Origin of the sequence: Nocardia sp. NPDC019219, from assembly GCF_040632645.1 — a bacterium.
Lineage (GTDB): Bacteria > Actinomycetota > Actinomycetes > Mycobacteriales > Mycobacteriaceae > Nocardia > Nocardia sputorum.
The window spans coordinates 1-21,625 of record NZ_JBEYCG010000001.1 but is presented as its reverse complement, the minus strand read 5'-3'; the positions used below and the strand labels follow the sequence as shown (position 1 = coordinate 21,625).

Genomic DNA, 21,625 nt, shown 5'->3' with positions numbered 1-21,625 from the left:
CTGCCGCGCGGGCCCGCCCTCGGTCACGGTTCGTCGTCCCGGAAGCAGCCGAGGACGACGAACCGCCGGTTATTTCTTCGTGATTCCGGTCGCGACCGCGACCGAGGTGTCGGCGACGCTCGGCGACAGGCACACCAGCTTGGCCGTGCCCAGCGCGACGTTCGGGCTGCCGTCGAACCGGCCACCCGGGTTCTCCGCCAGGATCTGCTCGATCAGCGCTTTCTCCTGGTCGCTGTCGAGCTTCCGGAACTCGCCGCAGGTGGTGCTGGACGCGGGACCGAGTGCGGAGTCGCGTTGTTTCGTCGTGGCCGGGGCGTCGGGGTCCGCCGGGGTGCTCGGCGCCGCGGTGCCGGGAGCGGTCGTGGTGCGCTCGGCCGAGGCGGACGTGGTCACGCCGGTCGAACCCTTGCGCAATCCGTTCGCGTCGGTGGACTCGTCCCCTCCGCCGCAGCCTGCCAGCAGGAAACCCACCGTCCCGGCGATCAGGACGATGGCGGATGTTCGTTTCATACCGTGCTTTCCCCGGGTGGATCGTGGTGCCGGAGGCCCGGCGTCCGCAGCAGCGTACCGGTTCTCCCGGGTTCAGTGGATGTGTGCCTGCCAATCCGCAGGCACCCGTTCACGCGGGCCGGGCACGCCTTGGTCCACCGGGTGACTGCGCGGTGGCGCCAATTCCGGTCCGCCGCTGTACATCTCTCCGGTCTCGAAGTTGTAGAACCAGTCCTCGCCCGGTTCGAAGCTCTGGATGAACGGATGACCGGTGCTCTCGGCGTGCGCGGTGGCGTGCTGCGCGGGCGAGGTGTCGCAGCAGCCGACGTGCCCGCACTGGGCGCAGCGGCGCAGATGCACCCACCAGCCGGCGTTCTGCTCGCACTCCTGGCAACCGGGGCCGCTCGGTGGTACCGCGGGGTCGATGCCCGCGAGTTGCTCGGTCATGACAACCCTTCCGTGTCGGTGGCGGCGACAGGCTCCTGGTCGGGGCGGTGCAGCGGCAGCCAGACGGTGAACTTGGTGTCGCCCGGCTCGGAGTCCACCCGGATGTCGCCGCTGTGTTTGTTGACCACGATGCGGAACGAGATGTCCAGCCCGAGGCCGGTGCCCTCGCCCATCGGCTTGGTGGTGAAGAACGGTTCGAAGATCCGGTTACGGGCCTCCGGTGCGATGCCCGGCCCGGTGTCGCCGATCTCCACGACCGCGCAGTCGTTCTCGTGCCTGGTGCGGATGGTCAGCGTACCCTCGCCGCTCATCGCGTACACCGCGTTGTCGATCAGGTTGGTCCACACCTGGTTGAGTTCGGCCGCGAAGCACGGCACCTGCGGCAGCGTACGGTCGTACTCCTTGACCACGCGCACGCCGTCGCCGATCTTGCGGCTGAGCATCACCAGCGTGCTGTCCAGCAGTTCGTGGATGTCGACCACCTGGAACGGCGCACGGTCCATCTGCGAGTACTGCTTCGCCGCCCCGACCAGCGAGGAGATGCGGGTCGTCGAGTCGGCGATCTCGTTCATCAGCAGCTCGGTCTCGATGGTGTAGTTCAGCCAGCGGATGGCCCCTTGGAACACCTGTTCCGGCGAGCCCTCCAGGGTGGCGGCCACCCGTTCCAGCCAGTCGGTGTCGAATCCGGCCTGCACGAAGTTCGGCGCGAGGTTCCATCCGTCGCCGATCCCGTGCTCCTCGAGCCATTCCCCGAGCAGATCCTCGCGGTCGGCGGCCTCCAGCGGCGTGAGTTCCGGCGCTTTCGCGACCTGGGCGGCCGCCTCCTCCTGCAGGCGCACCAAGGCGCCCAACGACGACGGATCGAACTTGCCTTCCGCCATCATGGCGAGCTTGTGCCGCATGCCCGCGACCCGCTCGCGCAGGCCCGAGGTGGCGCGCACCGCGGCGGCGGCCGGGTTGTTCAACTCGTGGGTGAGGCCCGCCGACAGCGAACCGAGCGCCAGCAGCCGTTCCCGCTCGCCGATGCGCGCGTTGGTGTTGCGATTGCCGAAGAACACGCCTTCGAGCAGGTGCACGGCCATCGGGAACCACTCGCGCATCATCCGGGCGAAGACGTCGGCGTCCAGCACGTAGAACCGCGACGGACGTGTCACCTGCATCGTCCCGTTGTAGGTCTGCTCGACTTTGTCGCCGATGTAGGACATCCAGGCGCCCGCGTAGGCGCCGCGATGCTCGGTGCGCACCAGTTCGATCTCCGTGCCGCCGGACTGCTTGGTGAGCACCACCTCGCCGTCCATCAGCACGTAGAAGCAGGTGGCCGGATCGCCCTCGCGGAAGACCACGCCCGGTTCGATGGTCTCGATCCGCCCGTCGGCGCACAGCCACTCCAGCTGCTCGTCGTTCAGCTTCTCGAACAGGAACAGGCTGCGCAGTTCGGCGGGATCGCACACCGACCGGCTGCTGCGGTCCGCGGTCTGGTTGGAAGTCATCTGCGGTCTCCTGGTTACGCGAGGTAGCGGTGCACGAGCATGACGGCCATGGCGCCCTCGCCCACGGCGGAGGCGACGCGCTTGGCGGATTCGGCGTGCACGTCGCCCGCCACGAACACCCCGGGCACGCTGGTCTCGAGATGATGCGGTGGCCGGGACAGTTCCCAGCCGGAGGGGCGCGCGCCGTCGACCATCAGGTCCGGCCCGGCGAGCACGTAGCCGGCGCTGTCCCGGGTGACCACGCCGTCGAGCCAATCGGTCTGCGGCGCCGCGCCGATGAACAGGAACAGCCGCTCCGCGTCGGCCTTCTCCTCGGCGCCCGTCCGGTTGTCGCGCAGCACGATCTGTTGCAGGTGGTCGTCACCGTCGACGGCGACCACCTCGGTGTTGGTGTGCACCTCGATGTTCGGGATCTGCCCGATCTGCTGGATGAGGTAATGCGACATCGACTGTTCCAGCGAATCCGCCCGGACCACCAAGTGCACGGTGCGCGCGTTGCGGGACAGGAACACCGCGGCCTGGCCCGCGGAGTTCGCGCCGCCCACGATGTAGACCTCGTGATCGGCGCACTCCGACGCCTCGGTCATGGCCGAACCGTAGTAGACGCCGCGCCCGGTGAAGTCGTCGACGCCCGGCGCCGGGTGGCGGCGGTAGTCGACGCCGGTCGCGATGATCACGGTGTGCGCGCACAGGCGGCCGCCGTCGGCGAACCGCACGGTGCGCGCGGACCCGTTGACTTCCAGCCCGACCACCTCGCGCGTGGTGATCACCTCGGCGCCGAACTTCGCCGCCTGCCGCCGGGCCCGGTCGGCCAGCTGCGCGCCGGACAGGCCGTCGGGAAAACCGAGATAGTTCTCGATGCGCGAACTCTGTCCCGCCTGCCCGCCGGTGGCCGTCCGCTCGACCAGCACGGTGCGCAGCCCCTCGGACGCGCCGTAGACCGCCGCGCCCAGACCGGCGGGACCGCCGCCGACCACGATCAGGTCGTAGAACTCGCCCGCCGGATCGACGGTCAGGCCCACGTTCTGGGCCAGTTCGCTGTCGGAGGGCTGCACGAGCGCCTCGCCCGCGGAGGTGATCACCACCGGACAGCGGTCGGGGTCGGCCCCCGCCGCCTCCAGCAACCGCGCGCCCTCGGGCTCGTCGGCCAGGTACCACCGGTAAGGCAGCTGGTTGCGCGCGAGGAATTCGCGCAGCTGCGAGGACCGCGGCGACCACCGATTGCCGATCACCTTGGTCTCGGTGACGGGCCGATGCTCGCTGCTGCGCCAGGCGTCCAGCAGCCCGTCCAGCACCGGGTAGAGCTTCTCCTCCGGCGGGTCCCACGGTTTGAGCAGGTAGTGGTCCAGGTCGACGACGTTGATCGCGTCGATCGCGGCGTTGGTGTCGGCGTAGGCGGTCAGCAGCACGCGGCGTGCGTAGGGATGCAGGTCCATCGCCTGCTCCAGGAATTCGATGCCGTCCATGCCCGGCATCCGGTAGTCGGCGATCAAGACCGCGACGGGTTGCCCGCGCAGCTTCATCTCGCGCAACGCGTCGAGCGCCTGGGCTCCCGATTCCGCGCGCAGAATCCGGTAGTCGGCGCCGTAACGGCGCCGCAGGTCGCGCACGACCGCCCGGGAGACTCCCGGGTCGTCGTCGACGCTCAGGATGGCCGGTTTCGTAGCAGCGGGTGAAGTCACCTGACGAGTATGGAGCCTCGCGGGGCCGTCTGTCGTGGGCGTTCGCGCAGGGCTCAGAGCCGATGACGCAGGACGAGATCCAGCTCACTCGGGGTGAGCAGACGCTCCAGGCGTTCTTCCTGCGCGGCCGAACGGGCGTGCCGCGGGAATACCGACGTGCCGCGCGTTATTCGCCCGTCCTCGGGCTCGATGGCGGGAAGTAGCGGAACTCGGTCCGCCGGTCGCCGATGTAGCAGGGAGCGCAGTCTCACGGCCGATCACCTCACGTTGGGACGCCGAAATGTTGGAGGCAGTGTCTGTGCTTGATCTATCTGTTATTGTGCGCCGATCATTACAGCGGCCGGTGTACGAGTAGCGGAAATGTGACGCAACTGTCTTCCCGTCTAAGATGTGCGCGACTCGTTCCACCGCGCGGTCGGACGGATGACCGTCGGTCCGTCGCTCGATCTCGGAGGCAGCGTTGCCGAAAAATCTCGAAGCCAGCATCGACATCTCCGCACCTCCGGAGCGGGTCTGGGCGGTGGTCTCCGATCTGCGGCGGATGCCGGAGTTCAGCCCGCAGTGCGTGCGCATGGTGGCGCTCGGCTCGCTGAAGGCGGGTACCTGGACGCTCAATCTCAATCGTGACGGCAAGAAGTTCTGGCCGACCACCGCCCGTATCGTGCGGTTCGAGCCGAACCGGGCGTTCGCCTTCCGGGTCAACGAGAACCGGACGGTGTGGAGCTACACCTTGGAGCCCACCGAGTCCGGCACCCGGCTCATCGAACGGCGGGACGTGCCCAACGGCACGACCTGGTTCTCCCGCCGGGCGATCGATGCCGCGCTCGGCGGCGAGCTGCCGTTCGAGGAGGCGCTGGTGCGGGGCATGAACGAGACGCTCGGCAACATCAAGACGGCAGTCGAAGCGGGCGGCTGAGCCCGGTTCGCGGCACGCGCGTTCGACGCGGTGGTGGCACGGGAAGTCGTGCTCAGCACCGCGGCGAACGACCGCGCGCAACGGTGTTCTCCGGGCGGATTACTTCCAGTTGGGCAGGTTCACGACCTGAGCCGCGTAGGACAGGCCCGCGCCGAACGCGATGAGCAACGCCGTGTCGCCCGGCTTCGACTCGCCCTTGCGCAGCAGCGCCTCCATGGCCAGCGGGATCGAGGCGGCCGAGGTGTTGCCCGCTTCCTCGATGTCGTTGGCGAGCGCGCAGTGCTCGGGCAGCTTCAGCACCCGCGCCATGATCTCGATGATCCGGCCGTTGGCCTGGTGCGGGATCATCGCGTCCAGGTCTTCGGGGGACAGGCCCGCGCGGTCGATGGCGTCGCGGCACACCTTCTCCAGCGAGTGCGCGGCCCACCGGAATACGGCGGTGCCCTCCATGGCCAGGTAGGGCCGCACCGCGTCCAAGCCCTTCTCGTCGATCTCGTGGAAGTACTCCATCCAGTCCTTGTCCTGGCGGATGGCGTGGTGCTGGGTGCCGTCGGAGCCCCAGACGGTGGGTCCGATGCCCGGCTCGTCGGAGGGGCCGACGATCACCGCGCCTGCGCCGTCGGCGAAGAGGAAGGCGGTGGAGCGATCGGTCGGGTTGACCGTGTTGGTCAGTTTCTCCACGCCGATCACGAGGACATGGTGGGCGGTACCGGCCCGGACCAGGTCCGACGCCAGCGCGATCGAGTGGCAGAAGCCCGCGCAGCCGGCCGAGACGTCGAACGCGGCGGAGCCGTTCATGCCCAGTTCGGTGGCGATGCGCGGCGCGGCGGCCGGCGTCAGCAACAGATGGGTGGATGTAGCAACGATCACGCAATCGACTTGGTCGACGGCGATGCCGGACGATTCCAGCGCGCCACGCGCGGCGGCGACACTCATGCTCTGAATCGTTTCGGAATCGTCGGCGAACCGCCGGGTCTTGATGCCCGACCTGGTCCTGATCCACTCGTCACTCGAGTTGATCGGACCCGCCACCTCGTCGTTGGTGACCACGCGAGCAGGGCGGTAAACGCCGAGCCCGAGGATCGCCGTGTGCTCAGCTCCGGTGGTCTGGGCGATTCGAGCAGCCATCTGCGTCTCCTATGTACCTGCGGCGGCGCCGCCGGGTTTCCCCGAAGCATCGAAATCGGTCCCTCATCAGCCACTGCCCATCAGCGGATAGACATGAGGCTTCCTCATATTAGCTTGAAAGTCGCTCATCTGCCGCGCGTATTCCGACAATCGGTGGGTATCACGTCCACGCACGCCACTGCTGTACGAGGCGTGGCCCAACTAGGATGCGAGGACACAATGCTCGGTCTCGGGATTATCGGATGGATCATCATCGGCGGTCTTGCCGGATGGATCGCCAGCAAGATCATGAAGACGGACGCCCAACAGGGCATCCTGCTCAATATCGTCGTCGGCATAGTCGGCGGTCTGCTCGGTGGGTTCCTGCTGAAGCTGCTCGGCGTCGACGTCGAGGGCGGCGGCCTCTGGTTCAGCTTCTTCACCTGCCTCGGCGGCGCGGTGATCCTGCTGTTCCTGGTTCGACTGGTCACGGGGGCCCGAGTCAGGTCGTGACCTCGCGTGCCACGGGCTCCTTTCCCGTAAGGTGTGAACGCTTGCGCCCGTCCTATCGTTGAAGAGGCGCGAACCGTTTGCATCGAGCACGAAAGAGGAGCCTGTGGCCCGCCGTCCCACCCCGCCCGGCACGCCTGAACGCACCGGAGTCGGCCACGTCGTCGACCTGGTCCGCAACGCGATCCCTCCGTTGCATCCCGCCGGGCTCCCGTTCGTCGCCGCGCCCTTGGCGGTCGCCGTCGTAGGCGGCAAGCGCAAATGGGTGCGGCGCACGGGATTGTTCGCCGCGGCGGCCTGCGCGACCTTCTTCCGCCACCCGCATCGCGTGCCGCCCAACCGGCCCGGCGTCGTCGTCGCCCCGGCCGACGGCGAGATCGCCTTGGTCGATTCCGCCGCTCCCCCCGCCGAACTGGGTCTCGGTGACGCGCCGCTGCCGCGGGTCAGCATCTTCCTGTCCGTCCTGGACGTCCACGTACAGCGCACGCCGGTTTCCGGCATCGTGCGCGCGGTGCAGCACCAGCCCGGCCAATTCCGTTCCGCGGACCTGCCGGAGGCGAGTTCGGTCAACGAGCGCAACAGCATGCTGCTGGAGACCCCGGACGGCAGCCAGGTCGTGGTGGTGCAGATCGCCGGGCTGCTCGCGCGCCGGATCGTCTGCGACGCCCAGGTCGGCGACGTGCTGACCATCGCCGACACCTACGGCCTGATCCGCTTCGGCTCGCGGGTCGACACCTATTTCCCGGCGGGCACCGAACTGCTCGTACAGCCGGGCCAGCGCACCATCGGCGGCGAGACCGTGCTCGCCGTGCTCGGCTCACCCGCTGACGCCTGATGGAAGCGGCGGTACCCACCCAACGGCGCAGGCGGCGGAGCATCCGGCTGCTGCCCAGCATCGTGACCATCCTGGCGCTGTGCTCCGGGCTGTCGGCGGTGAAATTCGGCCTCGACGGCCAACTCGGCATCGCGCTGGCCATGATCGGCGCGGCGGCCGTGCTGGACACCCTCGACGGCAGACTGGCCAGGATGCTCGACGCCACCACGAAGATGGGCGCCGAACTGGACTCGCTGTCGGATGCCATCTCCTTCGGCGTCGCCCCGGCGCTGGTCCTGTACGTGACCCTGCTCAGCAGCAACAGCGTGGGCTGGATCGTCGCCCTGTTGTTCGCGGTCAGCCTCGTGCTACGGCTGGCCAGGTTCAACACCCTGATGGACGACGACACCCGACCGGACTGGGCGCGGGAGTACTTCGTGGGTGTGCCCGCCCCGGCCGCCGCCCTCATCGCGATGGTGCCGGTGGCGTTGTTCGTGCAGTTCGGCGACGGCTGGTGGGTCGGCTTCTACGAGGTGGCGGCGTGGACGGTGTTCGCGGCCGCGCTGGCCGTCAGCACCATTCCGACGCTGGCGATGAAATCGGTGTCGGTCGCGCCGCAGGCGGCGGCCGGGCTGCTGGTGCTGGTCGCGCTGGCCGCGGCCGCGCTGGTCACCTATCCGATCGTGCTGCTGCTGGTGCTGGTCGCGCTGTACCTGGGCCACATCCCGTTCGCCTGGCATTCCCAGCGCTGGGTGGCCGCGCGTCCGGAGACTTGGACACACAAACCCGCCGAGCGGCGTGCGCAGCGACGTGCGGACCGGCGGCTGCCCGCCATCCGCCGTCCGGCCATCCGCCGTCCGGCCCTTCCGCGTCCGGCGATTCGTGGCTCCGCGCGTCTGCGGCTGCGCCGACCTGGGGCGAAGCAACGCCAGAACGGTGGTCACCCGCCGAGCGCGGAGCTCTAGCGCGAAGCTCTCGCGGCGGCTTCCGGACCGGCGGCTGCCGCGCCGTGTCGTCGGGTCGGGTCGTCGGATCGGCGCACCGGCGCCCTCGCGCCCTCCGCTGCGAGCGGTACGGTCATATCCGTCGGGCGGGTGGAGGAAGGGTGCGTATGGAGCCGGACGCATTGCGGGAATTCGAGGGGCATCGACCGCGGTTGTTCGCGCTCGCCTATCGAATGCTCGGCTCGGCCGGTGAGGCCGAGGACGCGGTGCAGGAGACGTATTTGCGGTGGGACGGGGCCGACCGCGGCAGTATCCGCTCCGCCGAGGCGTGGTTGACCACCGCGCTGGTGAATCTATGCCGCACCTGGCTGGTTTCGGCGCGGGCCAGGCGGGAGAGCTACGTCGGGCCGTGGCTGCCCGAGCCGGTGCCGACCGCGCGTGGCGAGCTCGGCCCGCTGGAGACCGTCGAAGAGCGCGAACAGGTCTCCCTCGCGCTGCTGACCGCGCTGGAGCGGCTGGCCCCGGTCGAGCGCGCGGTCTTCGTGCTGCGCGAGGCATTCGGATACGCCCACCGCGAGATCGCCGACATGCTCTTCGTCACCGAGGCGAACTCGCAGCAGATCTTCCGCCGGGCGAGCAGGCGCGTGCGAGAAGGCCGGGCCCGCTTCGGTATTCCGCCCGACCATGCCCGCGAACTGATCGAACGATTCCTGAAGGCGGCGCGCGACGGCGACATCGCGGCCCTGGAGCGGATGCTCGCCGCCGACGTGACCGCGACGGCCGACGGCGGCGGCAAGATCAACGCGGCGCGGCGGCCGATACACGGCGCGAATCACGTGGCGCGGTACCTGGCGGGCCTCATGCGCTGGGAGGTGCCGGGGATGCGGCTGCTCGTGGAAGAGGTCAACGGCGCGCCCGCCGCGGTCGCGCGGGTGGACGGCGCGCCGCTGCTCGTGGTGGGGATCGATGCGGCCGACGGCGTGGTCACCGCGCTGCGGCTGATCGTCAACCCGGACAAGCTGACCTATCTCGCAGCCGCGGGCGGGTCGGATGGCGTGGTGGGCGCAGCGGCGGACCGTCGCCGTCCGCTGTGACCGGCTTCACGGCCCCGGTCTGTCAGGAATCGGGGGCCTGTCCGGTCTGAAGGGTGTTGGCCGATCGAAAGGAGCCACATCATGACCGGACAGCATCGGATCGTCGTTCTCGGCGCCGGATACGCGGGGCTGGCGGCGGCCCGCCGACTGGCTCGCACGGCGCGGGACGCGCAGGTCACCGTGGTGGACGCCCACGCGACGTTCGTCGAGCGCGTGCGACTGCACCAGCGGGCGGCCGGACAGGCGACTCCCACGTGGGATCTGCGGGATGTTCTGGAAAGCAAAGGGATTCGCTTCGTCCGCGCCCTGGCGACGGAGATCGACACGGTCGCGAAGTGCGTGGTGCTCGACGTGGCGCCCGCCCTCGACTACGACACGCTGATCTACGCCCTCGGCAGCGTCGCCGACGTCGAGAGCGTGCCCGGCGTCGCCGAATACGCCTATCGCGTTGCGACGCAAGAAGATCTGGCCGACCTGTCCGCTCCGGGCGGCCCGGTGGCGATCGTCGGCGCGGGGGCGACCGGCATCGAACTCGCGGCGGAACTCGCCGAATCGCAGCCGGGGACCCGGGTGCTGCTGCTCGGGTCGGAGGAGCCGGGCGCGTGGCTGTCGGCGCGGGCGCAGGCGCACATCGAGCGGACGCTGGAGCGTCTCGGGGTCGAGATCCGGTCCGGAGCCAAGGTGCTCGAGGTGACGCCCGAAGGCCCGCGCCTGGCCGACGGTTCCCTGGTCGAGGCCGCGGCGACAGTGTGGACCACCGGTTTCCGGGTGCCCGACCTCGCCGCGCGCTCCGGTCTGGCGGTGGATTCCGACGGCAGGGTGCTCACCGACGCCACGCTGCGATCGGCCTCGCACCCCGACATCTTCGCCGCGGGCGACGCCGCCGTCGTGGCGGGGCCGGGTGGACGCGATCTGCGTATGGCATGTGCCACAGCGCTGCCCACCGGCAAGCACGCGGCCGATGCCGCCGTCGCCCGGATGCGTGGTCGCGTGCCGGGGGATCTCCGCTTCCGCTATGTGCTCCAGTGCCTGAGCCTGGGCCGCCGGGACGGCGTCGTGCAGGTCGTGCACGCCGATGACGCGCCGGCGCGGACGGTGCTCACCGGGCGGACGGCGGCGTGGGTCAAGGAGCGCATCGTGCGCGGCGCGGCCTGGTCGGCACGCCCGTGAAGGATACGTCAACCAACGGTTGACGATACGTCATCGTCAACCTATGGTTGACGCATGACTTCACAATTCCGCCTCGACGACCTGATCGATGGCATCAAGAAGGCCCGTCCCGACAACGTGCTCGACCAGCTGTCCGACGCCGTCGTCGTGGCCAATCACCTCGGCGAGGTGGCCGATCACCTGATCGGCCACTTCGTGGACCAGGCCCGCCGCTCCGGCGCCTCCTGGACCGACATCGGCGCCAGCATGGGCGTCACCAAGCAGGCCGCGCAGAAGCGGTTCGTGCCCAAAGTGCCCGAACCGGGCGCCGCGGCGGCCATGGACCCGAACGCGGGCTTCGCCCGTTTCACCCAGCGGGCGCGCGCGGTCGTGATGGCGGCGCAGGAGGCGGCGCGCAACGCGGGCAACCGCGAGATCTCGATCGGCCACGTGGTGCTGGGCCTGCTCACCGAACCGGAGGGGCTCGCCGTGCACGAACTCGTCCACCAGGGCGTGGCCGTCGACGTCATCTCCGCCGCGGCCGCCGCGTCCCTGCCGCCGAGCGAGGGGGACGTCCCCGCGCTCGTTCCGTTCGGCGCGGAGGCCAAGAAGGTCTTGGAACTCACCTTCCGTGAGGCGCTTCGGCTGGGGCACAACTACATCGGCACCGAGCACATCCTGCTCGCCCTGCTGGAGCAGGAGAACGGCGCCGGTCTGCTCAGCGACCTCGGCGTCGACAAGGCAAGCGTCGAAACGCACCTGGGCGAACTGCTCGCGTCCATCACGGCCGAGAAACCCTGATTCGGCATGGGCAGCGGGAAGTCTCGTGCGCGGATCGCACTCGCGGTGCCCTTGCTGCTGATCGGCGCGGTCCGGCGAACGAGTGCCGGTCACCGGATCCGCAACGTCGTCAACGGGGTTCGTGGGGCGCACGCCGCGCGGGCGCGTCACCGCCGGGCGTTGCGCACCCGGGGAGCCGGTGTCCGCGGGCCGCGCCGGATCACGCCGCTCGAACAGCGCTCGACCCGAGCGGCCTGATCACCCTCGCCCGGCCAGGCCGCCACCCCACCGCGGCCAGCGGGCCTGTGGCTTCGGCTCGGAGACCAGCGATTCACGCCGAATGTCGGTGATGTACAGGGGTAGTCGCGGTTCCAGCTCGGCGAGCAGCGCGAGCGCGCGCCCGCCCTGCGCCGCGCGGTACTCCGGCATGGTCAGCCCGACGATCTGCAGGAACAGCACGCGGCCGTGCTTGCTGTCGACGGCGCCCAGTTCCGGGTCGGTGGTGAAGCAGACGGCGTGACTGGTGCAGTCCGCGTGGTCGGCCGCGATCGGCCCGTTCGTCTTGATGGTGTGTCCCGGTTCGAACCACTTGCCGGACTGGAAGACGTAACGGCCGAGGTTCTGCATGAAGTTCGCCGGCCAGGCGGGTGGTTCGGTGTCGGTGAGCCCGCGCGCCAGCCGGAAGGTGAATTCGAAGCCCCAGCCGGACTCGGCCGGGTTGTCCCACTCCTTCTCGTACAGCTCGGTCATCCCGTAGCTGACGTAATGCCAGTGCGGCACCGGGTCGGTGCGGGAGTAGGCGCTGATTCCGTCGAGAGGGTCGGAGCCGCCCAGCGACCACGGGTGGTCGGACGCCCAATGGAAGGGCTCGATATCGCCGTACAGCGGCCGCAACGCCTCGTCGATCGCATCCCAGCCGGATTTCTCACTCACGCAGCCACCATAAGCAGCGCGTCCCCGGCCGTTTCAGGGGCGTCGGACGCTTCGGCGGTCAGGCATCCGGCACGTTGGCGGCGAGCTCCTCCAGCCAGGCTGCCGCGGACGCGTCGCTGGGCGCGCGCCAGTCGCCGCGCGGGGAGAGCGAACCGCCGGAGCCGACCTTGGGCGCGTTCGGCAGCGTCGAGCGCTTGAACTGGCTGGTCTGCACGAAGCGGAGCAGGAACTCGCCCAGCCAATGCTTGATCGTGGCGAGGTCGTAGGCGTTGCGCTGGTCGGCGGGGACGAGGTCCGGCCAGCGGCCGGTCGCGGCATCCGACCAGGCATGCCGGGCCAGGTAGGCGACGCGGCTGGGCCGGTAGCCGAAACGCAACAGGTAGTAGAGGTGGAAGTCCTGCAGTTCGTACGGGCCCACCGTGGCCTCCGAACTCTGGGCGGGCGCGGAGGAGTCCTCGTGCGGGATCAGCTCCGGAGAGATCTCGGTGCGCAGGATCGACGACAGCACCTCGTTCGCCTCGGGGCCGAACTGCTCGGTGTCCACCGCCCAGGCGATCAGGTATTTGATCAGCGTCTTGGGCACCGACGCGTTCACGCTGTAGTGCGCCATATGGTCGCCGACGCCGAACGTGCACCACCCCAGCGCGAGTTCGCTGAGATCGCCGGTGCCCACCACGAGCGCGCGATGCATGTTGGCCAGCCGGAACAGGTGCGAGGTGCGCTCACCCGCCTGCACGTTCTCGTAGGTGATGTCGTAGACCGGCGCCCCGTCGGCGGCCGGGTGGCCGAGGTCGCGCAGCATCTGCGTCGCCGAGGCGCTGATGTCGATCTCGCGCGCGGTGACGCCGAGGGCGGCCATCAGCCGATGCGCGTCGGTCCTGGTCCTGGTGCTGGTCGCGAAGCCGGGCATGGTGTACGCCAGCACGTTCGAGCGGGGCAGGCCGAGCCGGTCCATCGTCTTGGCGGCCACGATCAGCGCCTGGGTGGAGTCCAAGCCGCCGGACACCCCGATCACCACGTGCTGCGTGCCGGTGGCGCGCAAGCGCGTGCTCAGGCCCTCGACCTGGATGTGGTGCACCTCGGCGCAGCGCTCGTTGCGCACGGCCGGGTCGGCCGGGACGTAGGGAAAGCGCTCGATCTCGCGCTCCAGCGCGACCGGCTCCTCCGGAACCGGCAGCCGCACGTCGATGTGCCGCATCGCGGCCAGCCGGTCCCGGTGGTCGTGCACGTTGTCGGCGAAGCTGGTGGTGCGCAGCCGGTCGGCGACGAGACGGCGCAGGTCCAGGTCGGCGGTGATCACCTGGGGATCGTCGCGGAACCGCTCGCCCTCCGCGAGCAGGTCGCCGTTCTCGCAGATCAGCGCCTGGCCGTCCCAGGCGAGATCGGTGGTCGACTCGCCGGTTCCCGCGGCGGAGTACAGATAGGCCGCGAGATAGCGCGCCGAATGCGAGGTGCACAGCGACCGCCGGTAGTCCGCCTTGCCGATCACGATATTGCTGGCGGACAGGTTGACCAGCACGGTCGCTCCCGCCAGCGCGGCGAAACCGCTGGGCGGCAACGGCACCCACCCGTCCTCGCAGATCTCCAGGTGGAAGACGAAGTCGTCCAGGTTGCTCGCGCGGAACAGCAGGTCGGATCCGAACGGCGCCCGGTGCCCGGCGATGGTGACGTGGTCCTCCAGCGCCTCCCGCGCCGCCGCGAACTGGCGCTTCTCGTAGAACTCCCGGTAGTTCGGCAGGTAGCTCTTCGGCGCCACGCCGAGCACGAGGCCACGGCAGATCGCGATCGCGCAGTTGAACAGCCGGTGCTGGGCCCGCACGGGGGCGCCCACGACGAGCACCGTGTCGATGTCGGTGCTCGCCGCGACGAGCCGGGCCAGCGCCGCCTCGACCGCGGCGTCCAGCGCGTCCTGGTGGAACAGGTCGTCCGCGGTGTAAGCGGACAGTCCCAGCTCGGGGAACACCGTCAGCACGGCGCCCGCGGCCGCGGCCTGCGCGGCCAGCTCCACGGTCTGCTCCACGTTGTAGGCGGGGTCGGCCACCCGTACCCGGGGGACCGCGACCGCCACCCGCGCGAAGCCGTGCCGGTAGAGCGATTCGAACGGCAGGTCGGCCACCCGCGTCCCCTTCCGGGCTGAGGTTGATCATGGTCCACTCGGAATCTACGCCGCCGCGGACGGGCGGGCGCGGCGGCGAGGTGCGGGCGGGAGCGGCGGCGGCGTCGTGAACTGGGCTTTTACTGTGCGAACCGGGTGGCGCGGATCGTACGGCCGGAGATGTGAACCGCTGGCGGCTAAGCTATAGCAATGGCGGATGAAATGGATTCCGACCTAATAGCGGGGGAACGGCGCGCAGATCTGCTGCGCGCGCTTTCGTATGTGTCCACCGAGTCCCAACCGGACGGCAGTTACGTGGTGAACGGCGACCTACCGCCGGACGTCGCCCCGCCGTTCATTCGCGCCATCATGCGGGTGGAGGCGGAGCTGCTGCTGCACGACGCCGAGCTCGTCACCGTGGAGGGCGGCGAGCCGCGCACGCCGGAGGAACGCCGCACCGACGCGTTCGTGGCGCTGGTGCTTCGCGTCGACGACCGGGCCTGACCCGGTGCGGACCTTGCACTCGCCACCCCTGAGTGCTAAAAATGCTTTTGGCACTCTCGACCTGTGAGTGCCAGGTCGGGACGGTGAGACCGGGTTCCGTAGACACCCTCGGTCGTCCGTCGCGGGCACCGAACCTGGCCAGCGTAACTGGGACGACCCAACCGGCGGTCGTCCTGTGTGTCAGCCATCCACATGGAGGATCTCAACAACGCCATGGCCAAGACAATTGCGTATGACGAAGAGGCCCGCCGCGGCCTCGAGCGGGGTCTGAACAGCCTCGCCGACGCGGTCAAGGTGACGCTGGGCCCCAAGGGTCGCAACGTTGTCCTGGAGAAGAAGTGGGGCGCTCCCACGATCACCAACGATGGTGTGTCCATCGCCAAGGAGATCGAGCTGGAGGACCCGTACGAGAAGATCGGCGCCGAGCTGGTCAAGGAAGTCGCCAAGAAGACCGACGACGTCGCGGGCGACGGCACCACCACCGCGACCGTGCTCGCCCAGGCGCTGGTGCGCGAGGGCCTGCGTAACGTCGCGGCCGGTGCGAACCCGCTGGGCCTGAAGCGCGGCATCGAGAAGGCCGTCGAGGCCGTCACCGCGAAGCTGCTCGACACCGCCAAGGAGGTCGAGACCAAGGAGCAGATCGCCGCCACCGCCGGTATCTCGGCCGGCGACGCGTCCATCGGTGAGCTGATCGCCGAGGCCATGGACAAGGTCGGCAAGGAAGGCGTCATCACCGTCGAGGAGAGCAACACCTTCGGTCTCCAGCTGGAGCTCACCGAGGGCATGCGCTTCGACAAGGGCTACATCTCGGGTTACTTCGTCACCGACCCGGAGCGTCAGGAAGCGGTCCTCGAGGATCCGTACATCCTGCTGGTCGGTTCGAAGGTCTCGACTGTCAAGGACCTGCTGCCGCTGCTGGAGAAGGTCATCCAGGCGGGCAAGCCGCTGCTGATCATCGCCGAGGACGTCGAGGGCGAGGCCCTGTCCACCCTGGTGGTCAACAAGATCCGCGGCACCTTCAAGTCCGTCGCCGTCAAGGCGCCCGGCTTCGGTGACCGCCGCAAGGCTCAGCTGGCCGACATCGGCATCCTGACCGGTGGCGAGGTCATCACCGAAGAGGTCGGCCTCTCGCTGGAGAGCGCGGGCATCGAGCTGCTCGGTCAGGCGCGCAAGGTCGTCGTCACCAAGGACGAGACCACGATCGTCGAGGGTGCGGGCGACCCGGAGGCCATCAAGGGCCGGGTGCAGCAGATCCGTTCCGAGATCGAGAACTCCGACTCGGACTACGACCGGGAGAAGCTGCAGGAGCGTCTGGCCAAGCTGGCCGGCGGTGTCGCGGTGATCAAGGCGGGCGCGGCCACCGAGGTGGAGCTCAAGGAGCGCAAGCACCGCATCGAGGACGCCGTGCGCAACGCGAAGGCGGCTGTCGAGGAGGGCATCGTCGCCGGTGGTGGCGTGGCTCTGCTGCAGTCGGCGCCTGCGCTGGAGGAGCTGAAGCTGGCCGGTGACGAGGCCACCGGCGCGAACATCGTGAAGGTCGCGCTGTCGGCTCCGCTGAAGCAGATCGCGTTCAACGCGGGCCTCGAGCCCGGCGTGGTCGCCGAGAAGGTCGCCAACCTGCCCGCGGGCCACGGCCTGAACGCCGACTCGGGCGAGTACGAGGACCTGCTGGCCGCCGGCGTCGCCGACCCGGTCAAGGTCACCCGTTCGGCGCTGCAGAACGCGGCCTCGATCGCGGCCCTGTTCCTGACCACGGAGGCCGTTGTCGCCGACAAGCCGGAGAAGACCGCCGCTCCCGCCGGCGACCCGACCGGTGGCATGGGCGGCATGGACTTCTGAGTCCGGCCACCGGGCACCTTATTTCGACCCGGAAGCCGGTCCACCGCGAGGTGGGCCGGCTTCCGGCGTTTCCGGCGTCAGATGCCGTCGAGGGTGACGACCGTCGGCCGGAGATGCCGCCAGCGCCCTCGCACAGCGGTGACTCGCCGACTCACCTTGGCACAGGCCAGAAACCAGTCTCGCCGATCGTGATCACGCAGGGCTGATCCAGGACCCCGGCCTTGTAGACGGCTTCATCGAGGTGGGTCGCCATCAAGAGCATCCATGTCTTCCACGGAGAGTCCGCGCCCACCGGTTTTCCGGTATTCGCCGCGAGCCGTAGGTAGTAGTCGTGGAGTTCCTGGTCGGTTACCGCGAAGGTCAGGGGGGGTTCCACAGGCGATTCATCGATTGCCGTGATCTGCAACCGACCAGTGTCATCGCGGCTGATCTGGTATCCGGACTCGGTCCCGGCACGAATAACAGACTCGGTGAGTTCTTCCACACTGGGCTCATGCTTTTCCACGACATCCTCCTCCAGGGAAGGCGGTGATCACTATCCCGCCCTCACTCACGATCACGGTGGGCTGGACGGTCTTGGCTATCGCTCCGGTAACGCGGTTGACCAGGTAGATCTGCCCCGTGTAACAATACCGGCCGCCGCTCTGCGGGCCGTGCCAGTCGGGTGCGTCGTGAGCCTTGGCGATTGCCATATCGGCAATGTCGCGCCAGTTGCGCCCCTCGATTGCGGCGAGCCCTTCCCATTCGCTCATGTGACCGGCCTGAATATGCCGATACCCGTAGTCTTTATTACCGCACAGCAGCTTCCATTCGCCGAAGGTTGTGACTACCTTTTCCTCGGCCGAGCTGATTCCACAAGCCCCCCACGGGAACGAGGCGTGAGCCACCGGACTCGGCATCAGGCCCATGACCGACGCCACTGCTGCCGCTGTAGCTATTACAAGTGCCGATATCTTCAACTCGACCCCCATCTTGTGCACTAATTGGCGCTTCTACCTATAACTTTGCTGCGTGCGCCAATGAGGGCTTCATCGTCAGCCAGGCGCACCCCCGAGCCTCCCGAGCAAGATGGAGGGCGCAACCCACGACAACCGACCTCATTGCCTTACACCTGAATTCGACGCGTGCGGTGCGCTCCCGGTTCCATACCAACGGAGATCTTCTCCTCCATCGGGAAGCCGGTCCGCCGAGAGGCGGGTCCGGCTTCCGGCGCTTCTGGTCAGATTCCGGCGACGGTGACGACCGCCGGCCGAAGATGCCACCAGCGCCGCTCCGGTATCACCGCTGACAAGGTAGCTGTCGAGTGCCGCCGGGTTCATTGGTGCAGTCGTTCGAATCGCGCGCATGGTCGATCGCACGTTCCCCGAGGCGGTCGGCGTATTCCTCGAACGTGTAGGAGTGCCCGTCGTCGCCGACGAGGTAGACGTGCCCGTCGAGGAAGGACTCCCGGTAGCCGATTGCGTCCGGTCCCGCCCATTCGCGGATGGCTTCGGCGAACATCGCCACCGTTTCCTGCGGCGGACCGGGATAGTCTTCCGATGGCCCGACGAACGGGACTCGCACCGGCAGTTCCGGGTTCGGGGTTTTGTCACTCGCCATGATCGGCCCCGTCTACCGATCCGCAGATGTAGGCGGATGCCGACAGGTATCGCAGACACGTAGGACCGTGACCGGATTGGATGTTGCTGATCAACCGCGCTTGATCGACCGATCGAAATTCTCTCTTGGAGAGGTGGTTTCGATGCAGGTGCCGCCACATCTCGGCGTCGCCGAGGGGGTCATCGGATGACCCGAGCGTCGGGGACTATCTTGCCGGAGTCGACCAGCGCCCAGTATGCGGCGGCCTTGGCCGGGCAGAGTGCCATGACGCATTCGGCGTGGTCCTGCCACACCTGATGTGCGTATTCGGCGCCGGACATGTGGACAGCGCTGTGGAGTGACACTGGCTCGTCCAGGCTGGGCAGTAGATAGACGACGATCGCGAGAGCGCCGAGCGCGGCGACGACCATCAAGACGATGACTGCGGGCATCCGATGTGACCCCCTGTGCTTGTTCGGTTGTTGCGTGGTACGCACCCGCCGTCGGGGAGTTCGGAACTCGACCCGACGCCGGGTGCTGGTGATAGCCTGCGCCGTATCTCTGGAAGCGATAAGGCAGCGACCCGGAATTGTTCCGGCAATGTGTTTCAACCCAGCGATGGTCGGGCTAGCCTCAGACCACCGTTACCCAAAACGCTGCGGAGTTACTGATGAAAGGTCTCCACTGGACGGGAATTGAGGTCGCGTGCCTGCGTGAGGCGATGCTCCTCAGTGTCGATGAGTTCGGCCACACGATCGGATGCTCTCCGCGGTCGGTTCGACTGTGGGAATCCAAAGGTTCTCGAGCGCAGCTCAATCCAAGCAGTAAACGCCTGTTGGAAAGCAAGTACGCGAGCCTCAATGATCCTGCGCGGCAACGTTTTGAAGCTGCGCTCGAACAGGTCGGCCGGTTACCTCCGGCCACGACGGAACCTACAAGCCGGATTCATACTTCGGTTTCACCTCAACAAGGTGACCTGCTGGCAACGTTCGACGGTCTCCGGTTGGTGGTCGACCAAACGCTGTCGAGGTGCACCGTGACTCCGGCGCGCGTTGAACTGATCGAAGAACGTGTCGCGGATCGAATCCGGACATACACCACGACGCCGCCGGCGGTGGCCCTGGCAGAGATCGCTCCGGATCTGCTGGAGCTACAGGCCATCTCTGCGGAGCGGCAGCCAGCGGCCATCCAAGCGCGCCTGTCAGGGTCCTCGGCAGTGCTCGGCTTGCTGACCGCTGATGCTTTGATGAAGCTCGGTGAGATCGGCCGCGCAAACACGTGGTTTGGCACCGCTCGGATGGCGGCTGACGATAGTTCGAACCGACAGCTGCAGGCCGCCGCCCGTGCGCAACACGCAATGCTGCCGTACTACTATGGCGATCTCGAGAAAGCGATCTCGCTGGCCCGGTCGGCGCAGGAAATCCTATCGGATACCGCCTGCGACGCCACCGCACTTGCCGCCGCGGCCGAGGCTCGCGCGCTCGCCAGACTCGGCGACCGAGAGGGCGCCGAACAGGCGATGAACAAGGCCCAGCGTCTGACCGAAGCATTGCCCAACACTGCCAGCGACGAAGCGTTTCGATTCAGCGCAAGACGGCTTCTGTTGTACATGTCTGGAACACTGACCTACATGCGACGCGTTACCAGGGCCCGCCGGATCCAAGACGAGGCGTTGCAGCTCTACCAGGAGACTGCGGTGGTAATTGATCCAGCACTGATCCAATTCGACACCGCGCTGGGGTACGCGATGAGTGGATCGGCTGACGACGGCTGCCGACTTGCGGAACATGTGCTCGAGAGTCTGCCTGACGAACATCGGACTCAGATCGTGGCCACACGAGCCGGCGATGTTCTGGACGCCTTGCCGACCGGGCATCGCCTGCTTCCCTCGGCCACCTCCTTGCGGCAACTCCTCAGCGCCGAGACAGTGGTGCGATGATGCGCCAGGACACCGAACCTGCGCGGCTGACGGAATCGACCTTTACCCCCGAGCGGACCCGAGCCATCCTCGATGCCGCCTGTCTCGTAGCCGGGTTCGATTCGACGGGTGCCGAACTACTGCGCCACCACACCAACGCCGTATACGCGCTGACGAGCAAACCGGTCGTAGTGAAGATCGGTCGACCGAACCATGTCGGCCACATCGATGTCGTAGCCCTCGTCCGGTGGCTGGAGGAACAGGCTGTACCAACGGTTCCGCTCGTCGATACCGAACAACCACTGAACCTGGGCGGTTGCCCGGTCACCTTCTGGAGGTACATCGACCAGGAACGGGGAATAACAACCGCGGCCGAACTCGCAGAGCCACTCGCTGATTTACACGCCTGCTCTTCCAATCCGCCGATCGCACTGCCGGACAAGCAGATTCACGACACCATCACGTCGATCGCCCATGCTATCGATACCAGCAGAATCCTCATGCCCGAAGACCGCGCTTTGCTGCGAGCGCGCCTTGATGAACTCGCGGCTCGAGAACATGGCATCCAGTACACGCTCATGCGAGGTGTGATTCATGGCGACGCGCAACACCGAAATGCGTTGTGGAACAATCGCACTCGGCAGGCCGTTCTGTGCGACTGGGAGAACGCGGCAATTGGGCAACCAGAATGGGACTTGGTAACCATCGAGATCCATTGCCGTCGATTCGGGCACCCGCCGCATGAATACGAGGCATTCAGCCGCGTGTACGGGTTCGATGTGCGCGATTGGGCTGGCTATGAGTGGCTTCGCGACCTGCGCGAGTTGCGGATGATCACCACGAACGCACGCAAGTGCGGGCCGGGATCAGCGACCGCCGCCGAGGTTTTGCGGCGGGTGGAGGCACTTCGGGATGACGCGCCGATCACCTGGAACATCCTGTAGCACCCGCTAATGGTGCTCCGGCCAGCAGCATACGACCCGGAGCGTCAGGAAGCGGTCCTCGAGGACCCGTACATCCTGCTGGTCGGCTCGAAGGTCTCGACCGTCAAGGACCTGCTGCCGCTGCTGGAGAAGGTCATCCAGGCGGGCAAGCCGCTGCTGATCACCACCGAAGAGGTCGGCCTGTCGCTGGGGAGCGCGGGTATCGAGCTGCTCGGTCAGGCGCGCAAGGTCGTCGTCACCAAGGACGAGACCACGATCGTCGAGGGCGCGGGCGACCCGGAGGCCGTCAAGGGCCGGGTGCACCTTATTTCGAACCGGAAGCCGGCCCACCGCGAGGTGGGGCGGCGTCCGGCGGTTACGGCGGGAGATACCGGCGAGGGTGGCGCGGGCGC

The 21,625-nt window shown here is 68.0% G+C and carries 24 protein-coding genes and 1 pseudogene; 13 read left to right on the top strand and 12 right to left on the bottom strand.

Annotation, left to right across the window (positions count from 1 at the left end; translation table 11 throughout):
• Positions 1-69: 69 nt before the first annotated feature.
• From ABZ552_RS00125 to ABZ552_RS00105, 5 genes are all read right to left on the bottom strand, one after another.
• Positions 70-510: a hypothetical protein gene (locus ABZ552_RS00125; protein WP_281876006.1), complete on the bottom strand. Its 441-nt coding sequence runs from the start codon at positions 508-510 to the stop codon at positions 70-72.
• A 72-nt stretch (positions 511-582) separates the two neighbouring features.
• The gene (locus ABZ552_RS00120) at positions 583-936 is read right to left on the bottom strand and encodes a UBP-type zinc finger domain-containing protein (protein WP_281876005.1); all 354 of its coding nucleotides are present in this window, start codon (positions 934-936) and stop codon (positions 583-585) included.
• Positions 933-2,426, bottom strand: coding sequence for an ATP-binding protein (locus ABZ552_RS00115; RefSeq protein WP_281876004.1), 1,494 nt, complete (start codon positions 2,424-2,426; stop codon positions 933-935). The genes ABZ552_RS00120 and ABZ552_RS00115 overlap by 4 nt, the downstream gene beginning before the upstream one ends.
• 14 nt (positions 2,427-2,440) lie before the next feature.
• The gene (locus tag ABZ552_RS00110; RefSeq protein ID WP_281876003.1) at positions 2,441-4,108 is read right to left on the bottom strand and encodes an FAD-dependent oxidoreductase; all 1,668 of its coding nucleotides are present in this window, start codon (positions 4,106-4,108) and stop codon (positions 2,441-2,443) included.
• 53 nt (positions 4,109-4,161) lie between these two features.
• Complete coding sequence (locus ABZ552_RS00105) at positions 4,162-4,359, bottom strand: hypothetical protein (protein ID WP_357434980.1); 198 nt, start codon at positions 4,357-4,359, stop codon at positions 4,162-4,164.
• A gap of 209 nt (positions 4,360-4,568) precedes the next feature.
• On the opposite strand from ABZ552_RS00105, the gene ABZ552_RS00100 reads away from it, so the two are divergent.
• Positions 4,569-5,024, top strand: coding sequence for an SRPBCC family protein (locus ABZ552_RS00100; RefSeq protein ID WP_357434978.1), 456 nt, complete (start codon positions 4,569-4,571; stop codon positions 5,022-5,024).
• Positions 5,025-5,123: 99 nt separating this feature from the next.
• On the opposite strand, the gene ABZ552_RS00095 is transcribed toward ABZ552_RS00100, so the two are convergent.
• Positions 5,124-6,152: a beta-ketoacyl-ACP synthase III gene (locus ABZ552_RS00095; protein WP_281875999.1), complete on the bottom strand. Its 1,029-nt coding sequence runs from the start codon at positions 6,150-6,152 to the stop codon at positions 5,124-5,126.
• A gap of 219 nt (positions 6,153-6,371) precedes the next feature.
• On the opposite strand from ABZ552_RS00095, the gene ABZ552_RS00090 reads away from it, so the two are divergent.
• The 7 genes from ABZ552_RS00090 (at position 6,372) to ABZ552_RS00060 (ending at position 11,680) form a co-directional block, all read left to right on the top strand.
• Entirely contained in the window at positions 6,372-6,644 is a 273-nt protein-coding gene (locus tag ABZ552_RS00090) for a GlsB/YeaQ/YmgE family stress response membrane protein (RefSeq protein WP_063016203.1), read from the top strand.
• A gap of 103 nt (positions 6,645-6,747) precedes the next feature.
• Positions 6,748-7,476, top strand: coding sequence for a phosphatidylserine decarboxylase (locus ABZ552_RS00085; protein ID WP_281875998.1), 729 nt, complete (start codon positions 6,748-6,750; stop codon positions 7,474-7,476).
• Positions 7,476-8,420 (top strand): phosphatidylcholine/phosphatidylserine synthase, encoded by a 945-nt coding sequence (locus ABZ552_RS00080; protein ID WP_281875997.1) that lies wholly within the window; start codon positions 7,476-7,478, stop codon positions 8,418-8,420. Before ABZ552_RS00085 ends, ABZ552_RS00080 begins: the two co-directional genes overlap by 1 nt.
• 146 nt (positions 8,421-8,566) lie before the next feature.
• On the top strand, positions 8,567-9,493 hold the full coding sequence (locus tag ABZ552_RS00075) for an RNA polymerase sigma-70 factor (protein ID WP_357434975.1): 927 nt from the start codon (positions 8,567-8,569) through the stop codon (positions 9,491-9,493).
• Positions 9,494-9,574: 81 nt separating this feature from the next.
• Positions 9,575-10,663: an FAD-dependent oxidoreductase gene (locus tag ABZ552_RS00070; RefSeq protein ID WP_357434973.1), complete on the top strand. Its 1,089-nt coding sequence runs from the start codon at positions 9,575-9,577 to the stop codon at positions 10,661-10,663.
• A 54-nt stretch (positions 10,664-10,717) separates the two neighbouring features.
• The gene (locus ABZ552_RS00065; RefSeq protein ID WP_357434971.1) at positions 10,718-11,443 is read left to right on the top strand and encodes a Clp protease N-terminal domain-containing protein; all 726 of its coding nucleotides are present in this window, start codon (positions 10,718-10,720) and stop codon (positions 11,441-11,443) included.
• A gap of 6 nt (positions 11,444-11,449) precedes the next feature.
• Positions 11,450-11,680: a hypothetical protein gene (locus tag ABZ552_RS00060; RefSeq protein ID WP_281875993.1), complete on the top strand. Its 231-nt coding sequence runs from the start codon at positions 11,450-11,452 to the stop codon at positions 11,678-11,680.
• Here ABZ552_RS00060 and ABZ552_RS00055 read toward each other — a convergent pair whose 3' ends face one another.
• Complete coding sequence (locus ABZ552_RS00055) at positions 11,681-12,355, bottom strand: suppressor of fused domain protein (protein WP_357434969.1); 675 nt, start codon at positions 12,353-12,355, stop codon at positions 11,681-11,683.
• A 58-nt stretch (positions 12,356-12,413) separates the two neighbouring features.
• Positions 12,414-14,471 carry an NAD(+) synthase gene (locus ABZ552_RS00050; protein ID WP_281875990.1) on the bottom strand — a complete coding sequence of 686 codons (2,058 nt, stop codon included), beginning with the start codon at positions 14,469-14,471 and terminating at the stop codon, positions 12,414-12,416.
• Positions 14,472-14,660: 189 nt separating this feature from the next.
• On the opposite strand from ABZ552_RS00050, the gene ABZ552_RS00045 reads away from it, so the two are divergent.
• Both ABZ552_RS00045 and groL read left to right on the top strand, forming a co-directional pair.
• Complete coding sequence (locus ABZ552_RS00045; protein WP_281875988.1) at positions 14,661-14,954, top strand: hypothetical protein; 294 nt, start codon at positions 14,661-14,663, stop codon at positions 14,952-14,954.
• Between the two features lie 213 nt (positions 14,955-15,167).
• Complete coding sequence (gene groL, locus ABZ552_RS00040; RefSeq protein ID WP_281875987.1) at positions 15,168-16,793, top strand: chaperonin GroEL; 1,626 nt, start codon at positions 15,168-15,170, stop codon at positions 16,791-16,793.
• A 151-nt stretch (positions 16,794-16,944) separates the two neighbouring features.
• Here the strand turns inward: groL and ABZ552_RS00035 are convergent, their stop codons facing one another.
• From ABZ552_RS00035 to ABZ552_RS00020, 4 genes are all read right to left on the bottom strand, one after another.
• A complete protein-coding gene (locus ABZ552_RS00035) occupies positions 16,945-17,298 on the bottom strand; it encodes a hypothetical protein (RefSeq protein ID WP_281875986.1) in 354 nt (117 codons plus the stop codon).
• Positions 17,285-17,713: a hypothetical protein gene (locus ABZ552_RS00030; protein WP_281875985.1), complete on the bottom strand. Its 429-nt coding sequence runs from the start codon at positions 17,711-17,713 to the stop codon at positions 17,285-17,287. Before ABZ552_RS00030 ends, ABZ552_RS00035 begins: the two co-directional genes overlap by 14 nt.
• A 358-nt stretch (positions 17,714-18,071) precedes the next feature.
• The gene (locus ABZ552_RS00025) at positions 18,072-18,392 is read right to left on the bottom strand and encodes a hypothetical protein (protein WP_281875983.1); all 321 of its coding nucleotides are present in this window, start codon (positions 18,390-18,392) and stop codon (positions 18,072-18,074) included.
• Positions 18,393-18,571: 179 nt separating this feature from the next.
• Positions 18,572-18,823, bottom strand: coding sequence for a hypothetical protein (locus ABZ552_RS00020; RefSeq protein ID WP_281875982.1), 252 nt, complete (start codon positions 18,821-18,823; stop codon positions 18,572-18,574).
• Positions 18,824-19,041: 218 nt separating this feature from the next.
• Here ABZ552_RS00020 and ABZ552_RS00015 point away from each other — a divergent pair, with 218 nt between their 5' ends.
• From ABZ552_RS00015 to groEL, 3 genes and pseudogenes are all read left to right on the top strand, one after another.
• On the top strand, positions 19,042-20,310 hold the full coding sequence (locus ABZ552_RS00015; RefSeq protein ID WP_281875980.1) for a hypothetical protein: 1,269 nt from the start codon (positions 19,042-19,044) through the stop codon (positions 20,308-20,310).
• On the top strand, positions 20,307-21,233 hold the full coding sequence (locus tag ABZ552_RS00010; RefSeq protein WP_281875979.1) for an aminoglycoside phosphotransferase family protein: 927 nt from the start codon (positions 20,307-20,309) through the stop codon (positions 21,231-21,233). The genes ABZ552_RS00015 and ABZ552_RS00010 overlap by 4 nt, the downstream gene beginning before the upstream one ends.
• Before the next feature lie 33 nt (positions 21,234-21,266).
• Positions 21,267-21,533, top strand: a pseudogene (groEL, locus tag ABZ552_RS00005) (chaperonin GroEL); the annotation flags it as partial.
• Positions 21,534-21,625 lie beyond the last annotated feature (92 nt).

Bases quoted from the DNA above. Each gene is read 5' to 3' on its own strand.
- ABZ552_RS00125 (WP_281876006.1), bottom strand. From the start codon at position 510: ATGAAACGAACATCCGCCATCGTCCTGATCGCCGGGACGGTGGGTTTC.
- ABZ552_RS00120 (WP_281876005.1), bottom strand. From the start codon at position 936: ATGACCGAGCAACTCGCGGGCATCGACCCCGCGGTACCACCGAGCGGC.
- ABZ552_RS00115 (WP_281876004.1), bottom strand. From the start codon at position 2,426: ATGACTTCCAACCAGACCGCGGACCGCAGCAGCCGGTCGGTGTGCGAT.
- ABZ552_RS00095 (WP_281875999.1), bottom strand. From the start codon at position 6,152: ATGGCTGCTCGAATCGCCCAGACCACCGGAGCTGAGCACACGGCGATC.
- ABZ552_RS00090 (WP_063016203.1), top strand. From the start codon at position 6,372: ATGCTCGGTCTCGGGATTATCGGATGGATCATCATCGGCGGTCTTGCC.
- ABZ552_RS00080 (WP_281875997.1), top strand. From the start codon at position 7,476: ATGGAAGCGGCGGTACCCACCCAACGGCGCAGGCGGCGGAGCATCCGG.
- ABZ552_RS00075 (WP_357434975.1), top strand. From the start codon at position 8,567: ATGGAGCCGGACGCATTGCGGGAATTCGAGGGGCATCGACCGCGGTTG.
- ABZ552_RS00070 (WP_357434973.1), top strand. From the start codon at position 9,575: ATGACCGGACAGCATCGGATCGTCGTTCTCGGCGCCGGATACGCGGGG.
- ABZ552_RS00065 (WP_357434971.1), top strand. From the start codon at position 10,718: ATGACTTCACAATTCCGCCTCGACGACCTGATCGATGGCATCAAGAAG.
- ABZ552_RS00060 (WP_281875993.1), top strand. From the start codon at position 11,450: ATGGGCAGCGGGAAGTCTCGTGCGCGGATCGCACTCGCGGTGCCCTTG.
- ABZ552_RS00045 (WP_281875988.1), top strand. From the start codon at position 14,661: ATGGCGGATGAAATGGATTCCGACCTAATAGCGGGGGAACGGCGCGCA.
- groL (WP_281875987.1), top strand. From the start codon at position 15,168: ATGGCCAAGACAATTGCGTATGACGAAGAGGCCCGCCGCGGCCTCGAG.
- ABZ552_RS00025 (WP_281875983.1), bottom strand. From the start codon at position 18,392: ATGGCGAGTGACAAAACCCCGAACCCGGAACTGCCGGTGCGAGTCCCG.
- ABZ552_RS00020 (WP_281875982.1), bottom strand. From the start codon at position 18,823: ATGCCCGCAGTCATCGTCTTGATGGTCGTCGCCGCGCTCGGCGCTCTC.
- ABZ552_RS00015 (WP_281875980.1), top strand. From the start codon at position 19,042: ATGAAAGGTCTCCACTGGACGGGAATTGAGGTCGCGTGCCTGCGTGAG.
- ABZ552_RS00010 (WP_281875979.1), top strand. From the start codon at position 20,307: ATGATGCGCCAGGACACCGAACCTGCGCGGCTGACGGAATCGACCTTT.